The following is a 20,092-nucleotide window of genomic DNA, read 5'->3' on the forward strand; positions in this document are numbered from 1 at the left end:
GGACGGCCTAAAGCACCGCATCAAAAGTCTTTTTCAGCTTTTCGACAATCTCGCCCACGTGCTCGTCTTCCATGATGAAAGGCGGTGCGAGCAGCACATGATCCCCCAGTTGCCCGTCCACTGTGCCCCCCATCGGATAGCACAGCAGTCCGTTGGCAAAAGCCGTTTGCTTGAGCTTTTTGTTCACAGCTTTCGCCGGATCGAAGGGCTTCTTGCTGCCGCGGTCCTCGACCACCTCGAGCCCGAGAAAGAGCCCCCGTCCGCGGATGTCGCCGATATGCGGGTGCTGACCGAATTCCGAGTGCAGCGCTGCCTGCAGTCTGTCGCCCATCGCAGCACAGTTTTTCACGAGCCCGCCGGTGAGTTTGCTCAACACGGCATTCCCCGCCGCACAGGCCGTCGGATGACCGATATAAGTGTGCCCGTGCTGGAAAAAGCCTGTGCCGCCCGCGATCGTGTCGTGGATCTCGCGCGTGCACATCATTGCGCCGATCGGCTGATAGCCGGCGCCGAGCCCCTTGGCGATGGTGACGATATCGGCGGTGATGCCCTCCTGCGCATGGGCAAAGAGGCTGCCCGTCCGGCCCATGCCACACATCACCTCATCAAGGATGAGCAGGATGCCGTGTTTATCGCATATCTCGCGGATCCGTTTGAAATAACCCTCAACCGGGGCCACAGCGCCCAGAGTTGCGCCAACGACCGGCTCGGCCACAAAGGCAATGACTGTCTCAGGACCAACCCGTTCGAGTTCCGTCTCAAGCTCATTGGCGACCCGCTGGCCATAATCAAAGGCGCTCTCGCCTTCCTGCTGACCGCGATACGCATAGCAGGGCGAGATCAGCGAGGTATCAACCATGATCGGCGCGAAGGCCTGTTTGCGCCAGACATTGCCGCCTGTCGCGAGTGCGCCCAGCGTATTGCCATGATAGCTCTGGCGGCGCGCGATGAAATGGCGGCGCGATGTCTCGCCCTTCTCGACAAAGTACTGACGCGCCAGTTTCAGCGCGGCTTCGACCGCCTCCGATCCCCCGGAAACAAAATACACTTTTTCCAGCGCACCCGGCGCTTCGGCCACCAGACGGTCCGCCAGTTCCTCGGCCGGTGCAGAGGTGAAAAAGCTGGTGTGGGCATAGGCAAGCTCAGCCACCTGCGCCTGAATGGCGGCGATCACATCCGGATCGCCATGCCCCAGACAGGACACAGCCGCCCCACCCGATCCGTCGAAATACTGTTTGCCATCAGCGTCATAGAGATAAACACCTTTGCCTGTCGCGGCCTGAGGCGGTGTGGTTTTCGAATGGCGGGCAAAGACGTGTGACATCGCGGCGTTCTCCTGGCTGACCGGTCACGAAACTGAAACACATGGCGCACAAGTTGACAATGTATTGAAACAAATGAATCCTCTCCGGCAGGATTCGATCCCGGGGGACTTTGTGGCTGCGCCACTCGATACACGCATCGCTGCACGATATAACGATCTGAGCGGCCAGCTGAAGCAGGCTGCCGATTATGTGGTGAGCAATCCTTTTGATGTTGCGACCCGGTCGCTGCGCTCTGTCGCCGAAGAGAGCGACGTGGCACCGGCTTCTTTTTCACGGCTGGCCCGGGCACTCGGCTATGACAGCTTTGGCGCGCTGCGTGGAGACATCCGCATCGCGATGGACCAGAGGGTGAACAACCGCCGCCCGGACCGCCTCAAACAGCTTACCAACATGCAGGAAGACAGCGGACACGGCTTCATGCGCGCCCATATCGCCGCCTGCGCCGATAACATTCACCGGCTGTCAGAACAGATCGACGAGCCGGCGCTTGAACGGGTTGTGCACCGCCTGCATGCCGCACGCCTGGTGCTGGTGATGGGAGAGCTGGCCTCATCCGGAGTGGCCGGTCAGATGACCTATCAGGCAAGCCTGCTCTTTGATAACTGGCGGATGGCGGGGCGCACCGGGTCGCTTCTTGGCGCGGAACTGGCAGCACTCGGGCCGGGGGACGCGCTGATTATCGTGACAAAACCGCCATTTGCGCCGCGTGCTGTACACGCCGCTGCCCTTGCACGCGGCAAAGGTGCCTTTGTGGTGGTCATTACGGACACCCATACCTGTCCGGCCTTGCAACACGCGTCAGCGCAGTTCATCATTCCGAGCGAGTCACCGAATTTCTTTTCATCTTATGCGGCCAGCCTTTGCTTTACAGAAACACTGATCGGAATGCTTGCCGGTATTGGCAGCGACGGATCACGGGCCCGGATCGACGAGGTGGAACGAAACAGCCGTCAGCTGCACGAAGTGCAGGACGGATAAAAGACGACAAAAACCAAAAGGGAGATTACTTATGTTCAACAGGTTCAAAATGACGGCAGCGGGCTCATGCCTTGCGATGCTGATGGCGCCGGTCGCTATGGCCGAAGAGTTCATCACCATCGGTACAGGTGGTGTCACCGGTGTTTACTATCCGACAGGCGGCGCGATCTGCCGTCTCGTCAACAAGGGCCGCAAAGACCACGGCATCCGCTGCTCGGTGGAATCCACAGGTGGTTCGGTTTATAACATCAACACCATCCGTGCGGGTGAGCTTGAGTTCGGTGTGGCGCAGTCTGACTGGCAGTACCACGCCTATAACGGCACCTCCGATTTCTCGGATGCGGGTCCCTTCGAGGAACTGCGCGCGGTTTTCTCCGTGCACCCTGAGCCCTTCACCGTTGTGGCACGGGCCGATGCAGGCATCTCGTCTTTCGAGGACCTCAAAGGCAAGCGCGTCAACATCGGTAACCCCGGTTCCGGTCAGCGCGGCACGATGGAAGTCGTGATGGACGCAATGGGCTGGGAAATGGGCGATCTGGCTCTGGCGACAGAGCTGAAAGCTGCTGAGCAGTCCGCTGCTCTGTGCGACAACCAGATCGATGCGATGATCTATACAGTGGGACACCCGTCAGGCTCCATTCAGGAAGCCTCGACCGCCTGCGATTCCATCGTTGTCAACGTGACCGGTGAAGCGATCGATAAGCTGATTGCGGACAACTCGTTCTACCGGACAGCAAGCATTCCCGGTGGAATGTATCGCGGCACCGACGATGATGTGACCACCTTTGGTGTTGGTGCAACATTTGTCTCCTCCACTGCGGTCAGCGAAGATGCTGTTTATGCGGTTGTGGCGGCTGTGTTCGATAACTTTGAAGACTTCAAAGGTCTGCACCCTGCATTTGCCAACCTCAAAGCCGAGGAAATGGCGACAGCGGGTCTTTCTGCACCGCTGCACCCCGGTGCGGCCAAGTACTACAAAGAAAAGGGCTGGATCGAATAATCCGGGTCTTCACTGTTTGACGATTTAAGAACAGGGAGAGGGCGGCAAACGCCCCTCCCATACTCTGACACCAGGGTCACCGCGCACACCGGAAAACCGGGGCGCCTGCCAACATGGGGGCAATAATGTCTGACACATCCAACACACCGGGCGAAAAGCGCGGCCTGAGCGATGCTGAGCTTCAGGAAATGGTCGCAGCCTCGGACGCGGGTGGTCGTAATCCGACCGGATCCGTTGCCATGCTGCTCGCGATCGTCGCAGTCGTCTGGTCGCTTTTCCAGGTTGTGCTTGCATCGCCGCTCTCCAATCTTCTGCTGCCGGGGGCGATCATCAATAACGACCGGTCGATCCACCTGGCATTCGCGATATTCCTCGCCTTCATGGCTTATCCCGCGCTCAAATCGAGCCCCCGCCATTATGTCCCGATCCAGGACTGGGTTCTGGGGCTCTTTGGCGCCTTCACCGCCATGTATGGCTACTTTTTCTACGATAAGATCGTGAAATCCGGCGGTCTTGCCGATGACGTGGACAAGTGGTTCGCGCTCGCCGGCCTGATCATTCTCTTTGAGGGTGCGCGCCGCGCGCTCGGCCCGGCGATGGCCGTTATCGCCACGATCTTTCTGCTCTATGTATTTTTCGGGTCTTCGGAAATCGTCCCGGATGTGATCCGCTGGAAAGGCGCCTCGCTGCAAAAAGCCATGAGCCATATGTGGATCACCTCTGAAGGTGTCTTTGGCATCGCACTGGGCGTTTCCACGAAATTCGTCTTCCTCTTCGTGCTCTTCGGGGCGCTGCTCGATAAGGCCGGGGCCGGTAACTACTTTATCAAGATGGCTTTCGGCGCGCTGGGTCACCTCAAGGGCGGCCCGGCCAAAGCGGCTGTTGTCGGCTCTGCGGCAACCGGCCTGATCTCTGGCTCATCGATTGCCAACGTGGTCACCACGGGTACCTTTACCATCCCGCTGATGAAGCGTGTGGGCTTTACCTCCGAAAAAGCCGGCGCTGTTGAAGTGGCGTCTTCGGTCAACGGTCAGATCATGCCGCCCGTTATGGGCGCTGCGGCCTTCCTGATGGTGGAATATGTGGGCATCTCTTATGTTGAGGTGATCACCCACGCCTTCCTGCCCGCCTCGATCTCCTACATCGCGCTGGTCTATATCGTGCACCTTGAAGCGGTGAAGCAGAACATGCCCACGCTGGGCGACCGCGTGGTGTCGATGGGTAAAACCATCGGCGGCATGGCGGCCTTCTTCGTCGGATTTGCGGGTCTGTGCTATGGGGTGCAGTACCCGGTGAAAGCTATTGTGGCCGTCACCGATAACTCGGCGATGATCCTCTCGGCGCTCATCTTTCTTGCCTATGTCGCGCTCCTGTGGCTGGCGGCTTCGGTGCCGGATCTCGAACCCGATGATCCCAATGCCGAAGAAGTTACGCTGCCTGTTGTGGGCGAGATCTACAAAGCGGGCCTCTACTTCCTTCTGCCGATCATCGTGCTGGTCTACTTCCTGATGATCGAACAGAAATCCCCGGGCCTCTCGGCTTTCTGGGCGACCATGCTGCTCTTTGTCATCCTGCTGACGCAGCGCCCGCTCAAGGCGATCTTCCGCGGCAACATGGGTGCGCTGCCTGCCAACTTCGTCAACGGTGTGGCGGACCTCATCCAGGGCCTCATCGACGGCGCGCGCAACATGATCGGCATCGGCCTCGCCACGGCGACGGCCGGTGTCATCGTGGGCACCGTGACGCTCACCGGTGTGGGTCAGGTGATGGCGGATCTGGTGGAGTTCCTCTCCGGTGGTAACCTCATCCTGATGCTGGTGATGGTGGGGCTTCTCTCGCTCATTCTCGGAATGGGTCTGCCGACGACAGCGAACTATATCGTTGTGTCCTCACTGATGGCGGGCGTTGTGGTCGAGCTCGGCGCGCAGTCCGGTCTGATCGTGCCGCTCATCGCTGTGCACCTCTTCGTGTTCTACTTCGGGATCATGGCGGATGTGACGCCCCCTGTGGGGCTTGCGAGCTTTGCCGCGGCTGCCGTATCGGGAGGCGATGCGATCAAAACGGGCTTCACCGCGTTTTTCTACAGCCTTCGCACCGTGGCCCTGCCCTTCGTATTCATCTTCAACACGGATCTTCTGCTGATTGATGTGGGGTGGGCACAGGGTATCCTTGTCTTTGTGATAGCGAGTATCGCCATCCTGGTCTTCACAGCCGGGACAATGGGATACTTCGTTACCAAGAGCCGCATCTATGAGAGCGTGGCACTGGTCTTTGTGGCCTTCATGCTCTTCCGCCCGGATTTCTTCATGGACCGCCTGCAGCCTCCCTTTGAGGATCTGGCCCCGGCAAGCTTTGCCGAACGGGTCGAGGCGGCACCTGTGGGTCGTGAATTCAGAGTTGTGGTCTCCGGGCCGGACTTTGACACCGGCGAGCCGCTGGAAACCACGCTGCTGGTCAGCGTGCCTGAAGAAGCGGAAGGCGCGCGCATGGATGCGCTTGGCCTTCTGGCGGTCGAGGACGGTGACAATATCACGCTGGAAGAGCCGATGTTCGGCACGCCCTACGCGGATACCTTCCAGAGCTATGACTTCTACGGTGACCAGCCGGTTGTTATCAAAGAGGTCAAAGCACCAGCGGATCAGCTGCCCAAGGAGCTGATGTTCATCCCGGGGCTCGCTCTTCTGGTGCTTATCTTCATGCTTCAGCGCGCGCGCGCCGGGCGCGAGCCTGAGGCTGTGCCCGCCTGACGGCACCGACCATCCTAACGCAAACGCGTCCGGATCTCTCCGGGCGCGTTTTTTGTGCGATACCCCGGCGCGTCTTCATGCGACTCTCACACGCCGAAAATATGCTGACTGTTGAGCCGGTCCGGGGTTGCGGGAATCAATAATTCCATTATTCATGAATTATGGAAAAAGAAGCTCTCTCCCGCCTGTCGGCGCTCAGCCACCCGCAGCGTCTGGCGATCTTTCGTCTGCTGATGCGGCGCTATCCGGATGCGCTGCGCGCGGGCGAAATCGTGGCGATCCTGAGTGTAAAACCGAGTACAGCCTCAGTCTATCTCGCAACGCTCAGTGACGCAGGCCTTATCAGCCAGAAGCGCAGGGGGACGTCGCTGCTCTACCGCGCCTCGATGGACGGTGCGCGCGGTCTGGTCGGATTTCTCATGAACGACTGCTGCCGCGGGCGTCCGGATCTTTGTTCGCCCCAGTCTTCTCCCGGTCACAGCGCAGATCAGCACGCAAAGGCACAGAAGTATTCCGTTCTCTTCATCTGCACCGGTAATTCGGCCCGCTCTGTCTTTGCCGAGGCGCTGCTGCGCGATCTCTCCGATGACCGCTTTACCGCTTATTCAGCCGGCGTCATGCCGCGCTCAGAGCTCAATCCGCTGGCGATGGAGATGCTGCGGTCCAAAGGACATGATGTCAGCGCGCTGCGCGCCAAAAACATCTCCGAGTTTCAGGGGCCTGATGCCCCGAAGCCCGATTTCGTCTTTACCGTCTGCGATCAGGCCGCGAATGAGGTCTGCCCGCCCTGGCCCGGCCAGCCGCTGAGTGCCCACTGGGGTCTGCCTGATCCGGTCAGGGCTACCGGTACACTTGCTGAACGACGTCTCGCCTTTCAGCAGACCTATGGCGCGCTGCGCAATCGCATCAAAGCTTTCACGGCCCTGCCCTTTGAGACGCTCGACCGGATCTCGCTGCAGGCCGCCGTCGATGATATCGGCCAAACCAGTGAACCCGGAGATCCTGCATGACGACTTACGCGCTCAACGGCCTTGGCCGCATCGGAAAACTGGCACTGCGTCCCCTGCTCGAACGCGGGGCAAAGATTGCCTGGGTCAACGATGCGGTCGGTGATCCGGCCATGCATGCCCATCTGCTGGAGTTCGACACCGTGCACGGCCGCTGGCCGGCGGCGTTTTCGTCAGATAATAACAGCATCACCATCAATGGTACCGGTCTGCCCGTGCACAGCCACAAGCGTCTTGAAGACCTGCCGCCGGAAGGCGTGGATGTTGTCATTGACTGCACAGGTGTTTTTAAAACCGAAGCGGCACTTGCCCCGTACTTCGCCGCCGGCGTGAAAAAGGTTGTCGTCTCCGCCCCGGTCAAAGACGGGCCGACCGCCAATATCGTCTATGGCGTGAACCACGACATTTACGACCCCACCGTCCATCAGATCATCACGGCGGCGAGTTGCACGACCAACTGCCTCGCCCCGGTCGTCAAAGTGGTGCACGAGAACATCGGCATCCGGCATGGAGCAATCACCACGATCCATGATGTGACCAACACGCAGACCATCGTGGACCGACCCGCCAAAGACCTGCGCCGTGCCCGCTCTGCGCTGAATTCGCTGATCCCGACGACCACCGGCAGTGCCACGGCCATCACGCTGATTTACCCCGAACTCAAGGGGCGGCTGAACGGCCATGCGGTGCGGGTGCCGCTCCTTAATGCCTCAATCACCGACTGTGTTTTTGAGTTAGAGCGCGAGACCACGGCGCAGGAGGTCAACGCGCTCTTCAAAGAGGCATCTCAGGGCGTGCTCAAAGGCATTCTGGGGTATGAAGAACGCCCGCTCGTGAGTGCTGATTACACCAATGACACACGCTCCGGGATCGTCGATGCACCCTCCACCATGGTCATCAACGGCACGCAGCTCAAGCTTTATGTCTGGTACGATAACGAGATGGGATATGCCCACCGGCTGATAGATGTAGCTGAAATGGTTGGCAGATCCCTGTGACAGATGCTCCGGCAGAGCGCCCTGCGGGGCTTGCTGCCTATCTGGCGGTAACGGCAGCGTACTGGGCTTTCATGCTCACCGACGGCGCGCTGCGCATGCTGGTGCTGCTGCACTTTCACACGCTGGGCTTTTCGCCGGTACAGCTGGCGTATCTCTTTGTGCTCTATGAGATCGCGGGCGTGGTCACCAACCTCAGTGCGGGCTGGATTGCCGCGCGTTTCGGGCTGACGAGCACGCTTTATGCCGGGCTCACGTTGCAGGTGCTGGCCCTGCTGGCGCTGGCGCAGCTGGATCCGGCCTGGTCGGTCACGGCCTCTGTCGTCTATGTGATGGCGGTTCAGGGAGCATCGGGCGTGGCCAAGGACCTTTCAAAGATGAGCGCCAAATCCGCTGTCAAAGTGCTGGCGCCCACCGTTCAGGGCGGGCTCTTCCGCTGGGTGGCGCTGCTCACCGGCTCCAAGAACGCGGTCAAGGGGTTCGGGTTTTTGCTGGGGGCCGCCCTTCTGGCAACGGTCGGTCTGAAAACGGCCGTGCTGGGCATGGCAGCGGTGCTCTTTGTGATCCTCATCGCCGTGTGGCTGGGGATGCCGGGCGGGCTGCCCGCCGGGCGCAGGGGCGCGAAATTCCGCGAGGTTTTTTCCACAGACCCCAACGTGAACTGGCTCAGCTTTGCCCGCGTGTTCCTCTTCGGCGCGCGCGATGTCTGGTTTGTAGTAGGCATCCCCGTCTATTTCTACGCTGTGCTCTCAGACGGCACCGAAGCCGGCAACCGGGCTGCGTTTTTCATGATCGGCAGCTTCATGGCACTCTGGATCATCCTCTATGGCGCAGTGCAGGCCTCCGCCCCGATGCTGATGCGGGCCGCCACCCGGAGCGAGGCAGAAATCATCGCCCGCGCGCGCAACTGGAGTGCGGCGCTGATCATGGTGCCCGCACTGCTGGCGGTGCTCGTGTGGGTTACCGGCGGGCCGGCGCCCTGGCTGACTTTGACAATTGTGGCGGGGCTGCTCGTGTTCGGGGCCATCTTTGCGGTAAACTCGGCGCTGCACTCCTATCTTATCCTGGCGTTCACCACCGGCGAGCGGGTCACTATGGATGTGGGCTTTTACTATATGGCCAATGCTGCCGGCCGCCTGCTGGGCACGCTGCTCTCAGGGGCCAGTTACCAGATCGGCGGGCTGCCGCTGTGTCTCGGGACGGCGGCGGTGATGCTGGTGCTCAGTACCTTTGGTGCCGGAAAACTGCGCGCAGCACCGGACCGCCCTGCCCGCCGCTGACAGGCCGCAGGATCACCGGCGCATAACAGGGGCTTGCGCGCGGCCCACCCCTGCGTGACACTCCCCTGATGCGCTTTTACCTGCCCCGTGTGCTGCTTTTTGCAGCCCTTCTGATCCTGACCTGCGCTGCGGGCCGGGGGCCTGTGCGCGCCGATGCGATCACCGTTTTCGCCGCTGCCAGCATGAAGAACGCGCTTGAGGAGATTGCCGGGGATTTTATGGCAGCGACCAGCCACAGTGTCACGTTTTCCTTTGCCGGATCCTCGGTGCTGGCCCGCCAGATTGCGCTGGGGGCGCCCGCGGATATCTTCGTGTCCGCCAGTACGGACTGGATGGATTATCTCGAAGCCGAAGGGCGTCTTGAACCGGACAGCCGGTCTGATCTTGCAGGCAACAGCCTTGTCCTGATCGCCGGCGACGGTAACACCGGATCCGTCAGGCCAGGTCCTGACACGGATCTGCCCGCGCTGCTCTCCGGTGGGCGGCTTGCCATGGCGCTGACCGACGCCGTACCTGCCGGGATTTACGGCAAGGCCGCGCTGCAGCATTACGGGATGTGGGAAAGCGTCGCCCCTCATGTGGCACAGACCGACAATGTGCGCGCAGCACTGGCGCTCGTGGCACAGGGTGCGGCACCACTGGGCATCGTCTATGCCTCCGATGCCGCGGCAGAACCGCGGGTCCGGGTGATTGCCACATTTGCACCGGAAAGCCACCCCGCCATTGTCTATCCTGTGGCTGCCGTGGCGGGGCGGGACACACCGGCCAGCCGCGCCCTGCTTGACTATCTCGGGCGCGACGCGGCACATATCATCCTGATGCGGCACGGTTTTGCCGCCGTGGCGGAGTAAAATACCCGATGGACTGGCTGAGCCCGGATGAATGGCAGGCCGTGGCGCTGTCGCTGCGGGTGGCGTTCTGGGCCACTCTCTTCAGCCTGCCGCCGGGGGTTTTCGTGGCCTATGCGCTGGCGCGCTGGGAGTTTCCGGGAAAACAGCTACTGAACGGTCTGGTGCTGCTGCCGCTGGTTCTGCCGCCGGTGGTCACGGGCTATCTGCTGCTGAGCACACTCGGGCCACAGGCACCGCTGGGACGCACGCTGCAGGACATGGGCATCGTCTTTGCGTTCCGCTGGACGGGTGCCGCACTAGCCGCGGCGATCATGGCCTTTCCGCTGATGGTGCGGGCGATCCGCCTGTCGATCGAAGCGGTGGATCAGGGGCTTGAAAGTGCTGCGGCCACCCTCGGTGCCTCGCGGGTCCAGGTCTTTGCCACCGTCACCCTGCCTCTGATCATGCCGGGCGTGCTTGCCGGCGCAATCCTTGCCTTTGCCAAAGCGATGGGGGAATTCGGCGCAACCATCACTTTTGTATCCAACATTCCCGGCCAGACGCAGACGGTGCCCTCGGCCATCTACGCCTTTCTTCAGGTGCCGGGGGGCGAAACATCCGCGCTGCGTCTCGTTGTCGTCTCAGTTGTTATCGCCATGGGCGCGCTGCTGGCCTCCGAGGTCATTGCCCGCCGTGTCGCACGCCGCGTCGGAGGCACCTGATGCTGAACGTGGATCTCAAACACCGGTTCGACGATTTTACCCTGGATGTGTCGTTTGAGGCGCCCGCCGGGATCACCGTGCTTTTTGGCCGCTCCGGCAGCGGTAAAACCAGCATTGCCAATGCGGTGGCCGGCCTGCTGCAACCCGACAAGGGACGCATCACGCTGGCGGGCCGGGTTCTGACGGACACCGCAAAACGCATCCGGGTGCCTTCGCACAAGCGCCGGGTCGGGTACATTTTCCAGGACGGGCGGCTCTTTCCCCATCTCAGCGTGGCGCAGAACCTGCGCTATGGTCGGCGTTTCGCTCCGAGAAATGCGCACCCGGCCGATCCTGATCATGTGATCGGCCTGCTGGGCATCGGGCATCTCATGGACCGGCGCCCGGCGTCTTTATCAGGGGGTGAAAAACAGCGCGTTGCGATCGGGCGTGCGCTGCTGGCAGGACCCGATATCATTCTGGCGGATGAACCGCTTGCCGCGCTCGACGCGGAAAGAAAGGCGGAAATCCTGCCCTATTTCGAGCGGTTGCGTGACGAAATGCCTGTGCCGGTGCTCTATGTCAGCCACGATATTCCGGAAATGAGCCGCCTTGCGAGCACGGTCATTGCCCTGAAAGACGGACGTGTCGCAGGTCAGGGGCCGGCTGACGAAATCCTGAGCGATGCAAGCGCCACACCGCTGGGGGTGCGCGCGGCCGGCAGTCTGATCAGCGCGCGGGTCGTGGCACACCATCCCGACGGGCTGAGCGAGCTTGAGGCCGACGGGATCAGGCTTCTGCTGCCGCGGGTGCCTGGTGAGCCCGGCAGTCGCGTGCGTGTGCGCATCGACGCGCAGGATGTGATGCTCAGCCTCTCCGAACCGGTGGGGATCTCGGCGCTGAACGTGCTGCCGGCGACCCTTACCGCAATGCGCAAGGGTGACGGGCCGGGTGTGATTGTGCAGCTTGATGCAGGCGGCACGGCGCTGCTGGCGCGGATCACCCGGCGCTCAGCCGACGCGCTTGACCTGCAACCGGGCCTGAAGGTCTTTGCCGTGATCAAAGCCGTGTCAGTGCCCCGCGACGCGGTGACATCCGATCCGGCGCAGGGAGAATAAGCCTCCTGCCCGCTCTGCGTGACGCCCGTGCAGGCCGGGGTTTGTGATAATATTCCGGCGTTTTCGGAACAAAGCCTCGGCGACGTTCATTGAGTTGAGAACAGGTATGCAGGGTGCTGTGCTTCCCGTCGGGACGGGAGCAGATATCAAAAAATTCGCGCCTTTAAAAAACGGGGATATTATGAACAACCGGCTTTCCGAAGCGCCAGGGTCAGACATGCACGTGCTGAACCCTGATGATGACAGAGCTCTGAACGCCATCGCCACCGGCGAACATGGCGATCCGTTTTCAGTTCTGGGTCCGCATCCGGTGGGTGACGGCTGGGTCCTGCGCAGCTTTGTGCCCGGCGCGCAGACGGTCGACCTGTTGGATGATACCGGCAGCCGTCATCCCATGACCCTGATCCACGACGATGGCATCTTTGCAGTGCTGCTCGCAGCGCGTCCGGCGCTCTACCATCTGTCGGCGCGACGGGGTGAGGACACATGGCAGGTGACGGATCCCTGGCAGTTCGGTCCGCTGATGGGGGAACTCGATGAGCATCTTATTTCCGAGGGCGCGCACCTGACCCTGTGGCGCACGCTTGGCGCCCACCCCTGTGAGATGTCCGGCGTGGCGGGAACCCGCTTTGCGGTCTGGGCACCTGATGCGCGGCGTGTATCGGTCATCGGGGATTTTAACGAGTGGGACGGGCGACGGCACCCGATGCGCAGACGCGGCGCCACCGGCGTCTGGGAGCTGTTTATCCCCGGAACCGGTGCCGGCGCGCGCTATAAATACGAGATCGCGCCCGCCGGGAGCGGCCTGCCACACCCCAAGGCCGACCCGGTCGGTTTTTCCGCAGATCTGCGACCTGACAATGCCTCCGTTGTGCAGGCGCTTGATGAATACCCCTGGGCGGACGGTGACTGGCGGCGCGCGCGGGCGTCACGTCAGTCCACGCAGAGCCCGGTTTCGATCTACGAGGTGCACGCGGGCAGCTGGCGCCGTCACGCCGACGGCAGCTGGCTCAGCTATCGCGAACTGGCCGAAACCCTTGTGCCCTATGCCCGCGACATGGGGTTTACCCATATCGAACTGCTGCCGGTCTCCGAGCACCCGTTTGACGGCTCCTGGGGTTATCAGCCGACAGGGCTTTACGCGCCCACGAGCCGCTTTGGCACGCCTGACGACTTCCGCGCCTTTGTCGATGCCTGCCATGCGGCGGATCTGGGTCTGATCCTTGACTGGGTGCCGGCGCATTTTCCGGATGATCCGCACGGGTTGGCGCAGTTCGACGGCACAGCGCTTTATGAACACGCTGACCCGAAAGAAGGCTATCACCCGGACTGGAACACCTGGATCTACAATCTGGGACGCGCCGAAGTCAGTAACTTTCTTCTGGCCAACGCACTTTACTGGGCGCAGGAGCATCACATCGACGGGCTGCGGGTCGATGCCGTAGCGTCGATGCTGTACCGCGATTACAGCCGGGCGGACGGCGAATGGATCCCCAACAGGCATGGCGGCCGGGAAAATCTTGAATCGATTGAGTTTCTGCAGGATCTGAACACCACCGTTTACCGCCATGACCCTTCGCTGATGGTAATCGCAGAGGAATCCACCGCCTGGCCGAGAGTCACCGGACCAGTGCATGACGGGGGCCTCGGCTTCGGGTTTAAATGGAACATGGGCTGGATGCATGATGCGCTGGAGTACATGAAAAACGATCCGCTGTTCCGCTCGCACCACCATGACAAGATGGGGTTTTCGCTGCATTATGCCTTCAGCGAGAATTTCGTCCTGCCGATCAGCCACGATGAGGTGGTGCACGGCAAAGGCTCAATGCTGGGCAAAATGCCCGGTGATGATGCGGCGAAATTTGCGAATCTGCGGGCCTTTTACAGCTATATGTGGGCGCATCCCGGTAAGAAGCTGTTGTTTATGGGCCAGGAATTCGGCCAGCGGAGTGAATGGGACGCCGACGGTCAGCTGCCCTGGGATGCGCTGGAAGATCATGCCCATAGGGGCGTGCAGAGCATGGTGCGCGACCTGAACCATCTCTACCGCGATACGCCGGCGCTGCACCGGGCGGACTGCACGCCCGAAGGCTTTGAATGGATTGACGGTGCTGCAAAAGATGGCAGTGTCTTTGCATGGATACGCAAAAGCGGAGCAGACGACCCTACAGTGCTTGCAGTCTTTAACTTTTCGGGTGCAGAACATGCCGGGTGGCGGCTGGGTGTACCCGATGCGGGCAACTGGAGCAGAATATTCAGCTCGGATGCCGCGGGTTACGGCGGTCACGACCGCGGCACCCAAAGGGCCAAGTCTGACCCTGTCGCCGCACACGGGCGCGACAATTCCGTGGAACTGACCCTGCCACCCCTGTCAGGACAACTGTTTATCTGGGAGAAGCCGGAGTGAACGAAATGAGCAACGCAACCGACGCCGCCGTGCGCCAGCATGAAGACGCGACAAATGAACTGGCGGACTGGCTGGTGGCTACTCAGCAGAGCGGACGACCGGCCTTTGAGGCCGCGCGCGAGATTGCCCGGCGGATGGGCGCCCTGCGGCGCGGCGATCTTTGCGAAGTGATCTTCTGGGCGCCGGAAATTCAGGAGCACCGCATCCACGAGAGCGATGTCTTTATTGAAGTTCTGGTACCCGAGGGCGGCATTGACACTCTGCGGGCGCGGCAGACAGTTGATTTCACCCTGCATCGGATCCCGGTTCGCCAGATTGATGCCTGGTGCGTGGCGGCCATCGAAGGTATGCAGGCCGGCACCCGCGACACGATCGGCAGTTTTTATTCGCTGGTCTGGCGTGATGCCGAACGGACATGGCACCGGATTCATGACCCGCTGGCCGCGTCCCTGCCCTTCGGACCTTTTGCGCCAGCGGAATTTTATGATCTCGCCGCGATGCAGGACGCCCGCGAGGATAAGGCCTATTACGAAGCGCTGCCCGGCGACGATGTGCATAAATTCGGACCGGCAAGCAGCATTCTGCAGATCCATGTGCCCACCGCCACGGCCGGGATGAGCATCGCCGGGCTGACACGACATATCGAAACACTTGCCGAACGGGTGCGTCAGGGGGCGGAGCCGGAACCTGCTGACCGTGTCTTTCTCGGCTATGACGCAGTGCAGCTTCTGCCCGTCGAACCGACGACCGTTTACGAGGAAGGGCCCGCATTCTGGACCGAGATTGCCGGTGATGACACGCATCTGACGGTAGACATCCGGCGCCCCGACACGACGAACTGGGGCTATGATGTGGTGATCTCAGGTATGGCTGCGATCAATCCCGCGATGCTGGAAACGCACCGGCCGGACGAGCTTGTTGATCTGGCCGCGGCCCTGCACAATTTTCCGGGTGCGCCCAAAAAGCTGATCTTTGATGTGGTCTACGGACATTCGGACAACCAGGGGCTCAGGGCGCTTAATCATCACTATTTCGCCGGGCCGAATATGTACGGGCAGAACCTCAATTATCGCCACCCGGTGGTGCGCGCCGTGCTTCTGGAGATGCAGCGACGGAAAGTTGATTTTGGTGCGGATGGCGTGCGTGTTGACGGCGCTCAGGACTTTAAATGGTGGGATTCAGACAATCAGGAACTGCGTCACGATGATGAATTTCTGCAGGAAATGGCCGATATTGAGCAGAATGTGGCAGGGCACCGCTATCGCCCGTGGTTCATATTTGAAGACGGGCGTCCCTGGCCAGAAGAAGACTGGGAACTGTCATCAACCTACCGCGCGGTCATTGAGAACCAGCGCGACGATGACGTGTTTCAGTGGGGGCCGCTGACTTTTGCGCATAATACGCCGTTTCTTTACACGTTCTGGCTGACCAAATTCTGGCGCATAGAAGAGATCATCCGGCACGGCTCAAACTGGATCTCAGGCTGTGCCAACCATGACACGCTGAGACGCGGCACGCAGATCAGCCCCAAGCTTAACATCAACACGCGGCTCGGCGACAGCCGGATGGAAATCCTCGACAAGGCCTATGATAACCCGGCCGCACAGATGCTGACATATGCCGCCTTCCCGGGTGTACCGATGGATTTCCTGAATGCCATGGCGCGGGCGTCCTGGGGGTTCATCCGCAATCAGGACGTCAAATACGGCGTCAAAATCGTAGCCGAAGAAGCGATCAGCCTCGAATGGCAGGTGGACAGCTATACCTATTCAGAGCCAGGCTATTTCCGACGGCTCAAGGCGCTCGGATTTGATGATCGCGACGGTCTGGCGCGGTTTTTCCATATCCTCGCGCCACTTGTCGAAGTGACGGAATACGATCTTGTTCAGATGGCCGTGCTGCTGAACGGGGTCTCTCCGTCGCTCGACGGGCCCACGCCGTTTGACCCGGTTAAGCTGAAGGAAATCGCCCGGGCCTGGATGGATGACATGCATGATTACTGCAATGTTTCCAACTATCTGGACCGTCTGGGCGATGCACATACGGACTATACGCTGAAACTGCGGAACTTCCGCGCGGCCCGGCCCTGGCTGCGGGATAACTTTACCGGGGACGACCGGTTCGACTACCTGAGGCCCACACGTGGCTCTGTGGTGTTTTCATCCCTGCGTCATGGCCCCGACGGCGAAGACGTTCTGGCCATCGCGCATCTGGAAGGGCAACCGATTGTTGATATCGACCCGACAGATGCAGGCATTCCCGGCGTCGACAGCGGTGGCTGGGAGGTGGCGCTGCGCTCGCCCTCCATCGGAGAGGACTATCCGGGCGGGCCCCTTACGCTGCACGACGGGATGGCACTTCTTTATACGCGCAAACGCTCGTAGCATGTTGTTCTGAAGAGGATATCCCTGCCTGGCGTGCTCTTACAGCGGTCTCAGGAAAAGCCCGTAAAGATCAGCAGAAACCCAACCACGGCCGTTGCAAACGCAATGCCCATTGGAAAGCGTCCGTCCGGCGTGAGGCTTTTCCAGCCGGTCATATCCGCCGGCACCATACGCCGTACCGGCAGAAACAGCGCCATCGTGATGCCCATCGAAAGGCTGAAGGTCATCAGAAACTCGCTCCAGAGAGCGGTCGGCACGAAAAGCATAATCACAGGAAAGAGTTTGGCATCCCCCCCGCCAAAGACACGCAGGGCAAAGAGCACAAAGCAGACGGCAAAGGTCGCAAACCCTGCCAGCAGCCGCCAGAGCATTTCATGCGTATCATGAAAGAGAAACGGCAGTGTAACCACAAAGACGCCCAGAGCCATCAGCACAAGGGTGTTGGGGATGCGCATCATGCGCAGATCGGTGACTGCGGCGGCAAGAATGACCGGGGCGACGACGGCGAGCGGGATGAAATCAGCGGTCAGCATCATGAAGCCATCAGCACGCGTGTGCCCGAAGCGAGACGTTCATCTATTGACACCAGCCGGTGCGACAGCTCGTAAAAATCGCTGACATCGACCTTGCTGTAGATATTGCGCAGGTGGCTGCGCACCGTGTGCGCGCTGATGTCGAGCTTGCCAGGCAGCGCTTTGTAGGAAATGCCGCGGCTGACCACATGGCAGATGCGGAATTCGGAACGGGTCAGCTGATAAGGATTTGTATCTGACAGAATGGGCGCGCCGGAAGAGCCGGCACCGGCCCGGCCCGGTCTGAGGTTGCGCTGGATTGCCTCTTCGATGATCTGCGGAGCGCGCGAGGTATAAAAGAGCGGCAGCGCCTGGGCGATTTCCTCGCAGAAAGCGACGGTCTTGCGGTCGGCGATATGCTCGAAATGCATCTCGATCCGGTCAACGTGACGTTTGTTGACCTCGAGCACCATGACCAGCGTGTCCCGGCACCCCGAGGCCTGATACCAGCGGTCAATGATTGTGCGTGAGGATTCAGAAAAATCGTCGAGGCGCGAGCGGAAAACACAGGCACCGACGCGCAGCCCCCAGGGGTTCACTTCGAGAACATTGTCGCAGAACGGGCGCGTCAGCGTGCCGAGGCCGCCTTTGGAAACGACGGACTTTGCCACGAGACGTGCCTGCCGGTCATCTTTCTGCATGCGGCTGAGCAGCACAGAGCGCGCGCCAACCGACGTTGCGAGCTGGTGCAGACCCACTTCGAGAGAGTCCACGCCGCGCAGACAGGCGGCAAATCCGGATACGGGTTTAAAAATGGTCGAGAGCAGAGCGCCCGAGAAATCTGGAACATCAAACTTGGTCACAAAAACAACCTGCGTCTTACACGCAGTGATCGCCTGAAACGGCTCGTAATCACCACTGCGTCTTAACGCCCCCACCAAAGGATTTATAACTTTAGCCAACCCTTAAATCAACGAAGATGCGTATTATCATGAATGAATGACGGCCTACTGTTTACCTTTTGTTAACAGAATAAACAAAACAGATCAGAGTGTTACAGAAGCGGAAACCGGGCGCTCCGCGCGCAGGCAGCCGACCGGCCCGGGCGCGTTTTCATCTGCATTATAGTGAATGAGATTCGCAACCGCTTTTGCAGACGGTTCAGGCGGGGGACAGGCAGCGGTATAATAATGCACCGACGGTGCGGCGTGCTGCCAGCCGGCACATCCCGACCCCGGCCGCGATCTCTGCAGACACATCACAATCCGGACCCGCAGCTCCTACCTTCTGCGACTCACACACAGAATCGCCATGATTCCGGCCAATTGAGGCAGCACGCAGCCCTGTTTCGCCTCATTTTCTCCCCAATCCGGCAGGTTTTACATCTTTGAGTTGCAAACCCGTCCGTTTGTGGTGAGGCGACCCGCGAAATGAGGCCTTACACCTGTTGATACCGGGACAGTCCGGCAGAAGGGGCCGCACGGCGCGGTCCTCGTTAGTTAGAGTAACTAGGAGAACTACGATGAAAGATATGTTTCTGAGCACATGGGTCCGTCTGCGTCACAGCGATGAAGGTGCGACTCTGGTTGAGTACGGTATTGCCGTGACCCTGGCCGTCGCCGTTGGCGTGACTGCTCTGGGCCTTCTCGGCACAGCGATCATCGGGGAACTGAACGAAGCCGAAGCGCTGATGTAATCCCCGTACGACGTCCTGCGGTCTGGTTGCTCCGGTCCGCAGGACGTTTCCTCCACCCTCGAACCTCAGGTGACACATGACATTTGCACTTAAATCAACATTCCGCCGTCTGGTGAAAAATGAATTTGGAGCGACCCTGGTTGAATACGGGATTGCCATTTCACTTGCCGTCACGGTTGGCGTCATCGCTCTCGGAGCGCTTTCCGGCGCCATCAATACAAACCTGGGTGAAGCTGAAGCCACAATGCAGTGAGCTGAAGCACCCTGACACGAAACGAAAGGAATAAACCATGCGCTTAGGATCAGTAGTAATGGCCCTTGCAGGGCTTTCCATAGCAGGAGGCTCGGTCTACGCAGTAAGACATGTGATGAATGAATCTTCTGTCCAGGCGCAAGAGGCCAATTCCTCGATCGTCCGGGTGCTTGCTGCTTCGCAGGAAATCCCCTTTGGACACGCCATCGAAAACCACATGCTGATGACGATCGAATGGCCCGCTGAAAGCGTGCCTCCCGGCGTTTTCACCGCCCGCGAGGAAATTCTCGGTGGTGCGGGTGCAGAGCCGCGTCGCGCTAAATCGACGATTGCCCAGGGTGAGCCGCTGCTCAACTCCAAGCTTTCGGCTTTCGGCGAGAAAGTGACAATCGTTCAGACGCTTGGCGACAATACACGCGCCATGGCGATCAAGGTTGGCGCAGATACCGCAGTTGGCGGATTTGTGACGCCTGGCGATTTTGTTGACGTAGTTCTGACACAGGGCCGGGATAAAGACATCCGCGCTGTGACTATTCTGCAGAATATCCGCGTGATCGGTGTCGATCAGAGCGCCGACCAGCAGTCAGATGAGACTGCGGTGGCCCGTACGGTAACCGTCGAGGTGTCACCCGATCAGGGTCAGCGCCTGGCACTTGCCCAGAAGGCCGGCACTCTGAGCCTGTCGCTGCGGACGCTGTCCGGTGCTGTGGACGAACCGCTTGAGAGCCTTCGTCTGTCGGATCTGATGCGTGAAGTCTCTCCTGTTGTGGACGAAACCAAAGCTGCGACCATCAGGGTCCGCCGCGGTATCTCCGAAATTCAGGAAGAGAGCATTTACTAAGTAAGCGAAGCACTTATG

The 20,092-nt window shown here is 60.3% G+C and carries 17 protein-coding genes; 14 read left to right on the forward strand and 3 right to left on the reverse strand.

Features of this window, described 5'->3' with window-relative positions; translation table 11 throughout:
* Positions 1-7 precede the first annotated feature (7 nt).
* Positions 8-1,324 carry an aspartate aminotransferase family protein gene (locus G3256_RS11770; protein WP_169641002.1) on the reverse strand — a complete coding sequence of 439 codons (1,317 nt, stop codon included), beginning with the start codon at positions 1,322-1,324 and terminating at the stop codon, positions 8-10.
* A gap of 112 nt (positions 1,325-1,436) precedes the next feature.
* Here G3256_RS11770 and G3256_RS11775 point away from each other — a divergent pair, with 112 nt between their 5' ends.
* The 11 genes from G3256_RS11775 (at position 1,437) to gghA (ending at position 16,772) form a co-directional block, all read left to right on the forward strand.
* A complete protein-coding gene (locus tag G3256_RS11775) occupies positions 1,437-2,303 on the forward strand; it encodes a MurR/RpiR family transcriptional regulator (RefSeq protein WP_169641003.1) in 867 nt (288 codons plus the stop codon).
* 31 nt (positions 2,304-2,334) lie between these two features.
* Positions 2,335-3,303, forward strand: coding sequence for a TAXI family TRAP transporter solute-binding subunit (locus G3256_RS11780; protein WP_425501483.1), 969 nt, complete (start codon positions 2,335-2,337; stop codon positions 3,301-3,303).
* A gap of 125 nt (positions 3,304-3,428) precedes the next feature.
* The gene (locus G3256_RS11785) at positions 3,429-6,050 is read left to right on the forward strand and encodes a TRAP transporter permease (protein WP_169641004.1); all 2,622 of its coding nucleotides are present in this window, start codon (positions 3,429-3,431) and stop codon (positions 6,048-6,050) included.
* 161 nt (positions 6,051-6,211) lie between these two features.
* On the forward strand, positions 6,212-7,060 hold the full coding sequence (locus G3256_RS11790) for an arsenate reductase/protein-tyrosine-phosphatase family protein (protein ID WP_169641005.1): 849 nt from the start codon (positions 6,212-6,214) through the stop codon (positions 7,058-7,060).
* Positions 7,057-8,055, forward strand: coding sequence for an ArsJ-associated glyceraldehyde-3-phosphate dehydrogenase (locus tag G3256_RS11795; RefSeq protein ID WP_169641006.1), 999 nt, complete (start codon positions 7,057-7,059; stop codon positions 8,053-8,055). The genes G3256_RS11790 and G3256_RS11795 overlap by 4 nt, the downstream gene beginning before the upstream one ends.
* Positions 8,052-9,332, forward strand: coding sequence for an organoarsenical effux MFS transporter ArsJ (arsJ, locus tag G3256_RS11800; RefSeq protein WP_169641007.1), 1,281 nt, complete (start codon positions 8,052-8,054; stop codon positions 9,330-9,332). The genes G3256_RS11795 and arsJ overlap by 4 nt, the downstream gene beginning before the upstream one ends.
* Before the next feature lie 68 nt (positions 9,333-9,400).
* Positions 9,401-10,183: a molybdate ABC transporter substrate-binding protein gene (gene modA / locus G3256_RS11805; protein WP_169641008.1), complete on the forward strand. Its 783-nt coding sequence runs from the start codon at positions 9,401-9,403 to the stop codon at positions 10,181-10,183.
* An 8-nt stretch (positions 10,184-10,191) separates the two neighbouring features.
* Positions 10,192-10,884, forward strand: a complete 693-nt coding sequence (gene modB, locus G3256_RS11810; protein ID WP_169641009.1) for a molybdate ABC transporter permease subunit — start codon at positions 10,192-10,194, stop codon at positions 10,882-10,884.
* Positions 10,881-11,981, forward strand: a complete 1,101-nt coding sequence (modC, locus tag G3256_RS11815) for a molybdenum ABC transporter ATP-binding protein (RefSeq protein WP_425501558.1) — start codon at positions 10,881-10,883, stop codon at positions 11,979-11,981. The genes modB and modC overlap by 4 nt, the downstream gene beginning before the upstream one ends.
* A gap of 181 nt (positions 11,982-12,162) precedes the next feature.
* Entirely contained in the window at positions 12,163-14,388 is a 2,226-nt protein-coding gene (gene glgB, locus G3256_RS11820; RefSeq protein ID WP_246227573.1) for a 1,4-alpha-glucan branching protein GlgB, read from the forward strand.
* Between the two features lie 5 nt (positions 14,389-14,393).
* Complete coding sequence (gghA, locus tag G3256_RS11825) at positions 14,394-16,772, forward strand: glucosylglycerol hydrolase (protein WP_169641011.1); 2,379 nt, start codon at positions 14,394-14,396, stop codon at positions 16,770-16,772.
* 50 nt (positions 16,773-16,822) lie between these two features.
* On the opposite strand, the gene G3256_RS11830 is transcribed toward gghA, so the two are convergent.
* Positions 16,823-17,308, reverse strand: coding sequence for an A24 family peptidase (locus G3256_RS11830; protein WP_169641012.1), 486 nt, complete (start codon positions 17,306-17,308; stop codon positions 16,823-16,825).
* The gene (locus G3256_RS11835) at positions 17,305-18,147 is read right to left on the reverse strand and encodes a helix-turn-helix domain-containing protein (protein ID WP_169641013.1); all 843 of its coding nucleotides are present in this window, start codon (positions 18,145-18,147) and stop codon (positions 17,305-17,307) included. Before G3256_RS11835 ends, G3256_RS11830 begins: the two co-directional genes overlap by 4 nt.
* A gap of 659 nt (positions 18,148-18,806) precedes the next feature.
* Between G3256_RS11835 and G3256_RS11840 the strand changes: the two genes are divergently transcribed.
* The 3 genes from G3256_RS11840 (at position 18,807) to cpaB (ending at position 20,074) form a co-directional block, all read left to right on the forward strand.
* Positions 18,807-18,980 (forward strand): Flp family type IVb pilin, encoded by a 174-nt coding sequence (locus G3256_RS11840; RefSeq protein WP_206040732.1) that lies wholly within the window; start codon positions 18,807-18,809, stop codon positions 18,978-18,980.
* Between the two features lie 76 nt (positions 18,981-19,056).
* Positions 19,057-19,233 (forward strand): Flp family type IVb pilin, encoded by a 177-nt coding sequence (locus G3256_RS11845; protein WP_169641014.1) that lies wholly within the window; start codon positions 19,057-19,059, stop codon positions 19,231-19,233.
* Between the two features lie 58 nt (positions 19,234-19,291).
* On the forward strand, positions 19,292-20,074 hold the full coding sequence (gene cpaB / locus G3256_RS11850) for a Flp pilus assembly protein CpaB (protein ID WP_281359605.1): 783 nt from the start codon (positions 19,292-19,294) through the stop codon (positions 20,072-20,074).
* The last annotated feature ends 18 nt before the right edge of the window (positions 20,075-20,092 follow it).

Origin of the sequence: Roseobacter ponti, assembly GCF_012932215.1 — a bacterium.
GTDB lineage: Bacteria > Pseudomonadota > Alphaproteobacteria > Rhodobacterales > Rhodobacteraceae > Roseobacter > Roseobacter ponti.

Coding starts and splice junctions, on each gene's coding strand:
- G3256_RS11770 (WP_169641002.1), bottom strand. CDS start 1,324: ATGTCACACGTCTTTGCCCGCCATTCGAAAACCACACCGCCTCAGGCC.
- G3256_RS11780 (WP_425501483.1), top strand. CDS start 2,335: ATGTTCAACAGGTTCAAAATGACGGCAGCGGGCTCATGCCTTGCGATG.
- G3256_RS11785 (WP_169641004.1), top strand. CDS start 3,429: ATGTCTGACACATCCAACACACCGGGCGAAAAGCGCGGCCTGAGCGAT.
- G3256_RS11790 (WP_169641005.1), top strand. CDS start 6,212: ATGGAAAAAGAAGCTCTCTCCCGCCTGTCGGCGCTCAGCCACCCGCAG.
- G3256_RS11795 (WP_169641006.1), top strand. CDS start 7,057: ATGACGACTTACGCGCTCAACGGCCTTGGCCGCATCGGAAAACTGGCA.
- modA (WP_169641008.1), top strand. CDS start 9,401: ATGCGCTTTTACCTGCCCCGTGTGCTGCTTTTTGCAGCCCTTCTGATC.
- modB (WP_169641009.1), top strand. CDS start 10,192: ATGGACTGGCTGAGCCCGGATGAATGGCAGGCCGTGGCGCTGTCGCTG.
- glgB (WP_246227573.1), top strand. CDS start 12,163: ATGAACAACCGGCTTTCCGAAGCGCCAGGGTCAGACATGCACGTGCTG.
- gghA (WP_169641011.1), top strand. CDS start 14,394: ATGAGCAACGCAACCGACGCCGCCGTGCGCCAGCATGAAGACGCGACA.
- G3256_RS11830 (WP_169641012.1), bottom strand. CDS start 17,308: ATGATGCTGACCGCTGATTTCATCCCGCTCGCCGTCGTCGCCCCGGTC.
- G3256_RS11840 (WP_206040732.1), top strand. CDS start 18,807: ATGAAAGATATGTTTCTGAGCACATGGGTCCGTCTGCGTCACAGCGAT.
- G3256_RS11845 (WP_169641014.1), top strand. CDS start 19,057: ATGACATTTGCACTTAAATCAACATTCCGCCGTCTGGTGAAAAATGAA.
- cpaB (WP_281359605.1), top strand. CDS start 19,292: ATGGCCCTTGCAGGGCTTTCCATAGCAGGAGGCTCGGTCTACGCAGTA.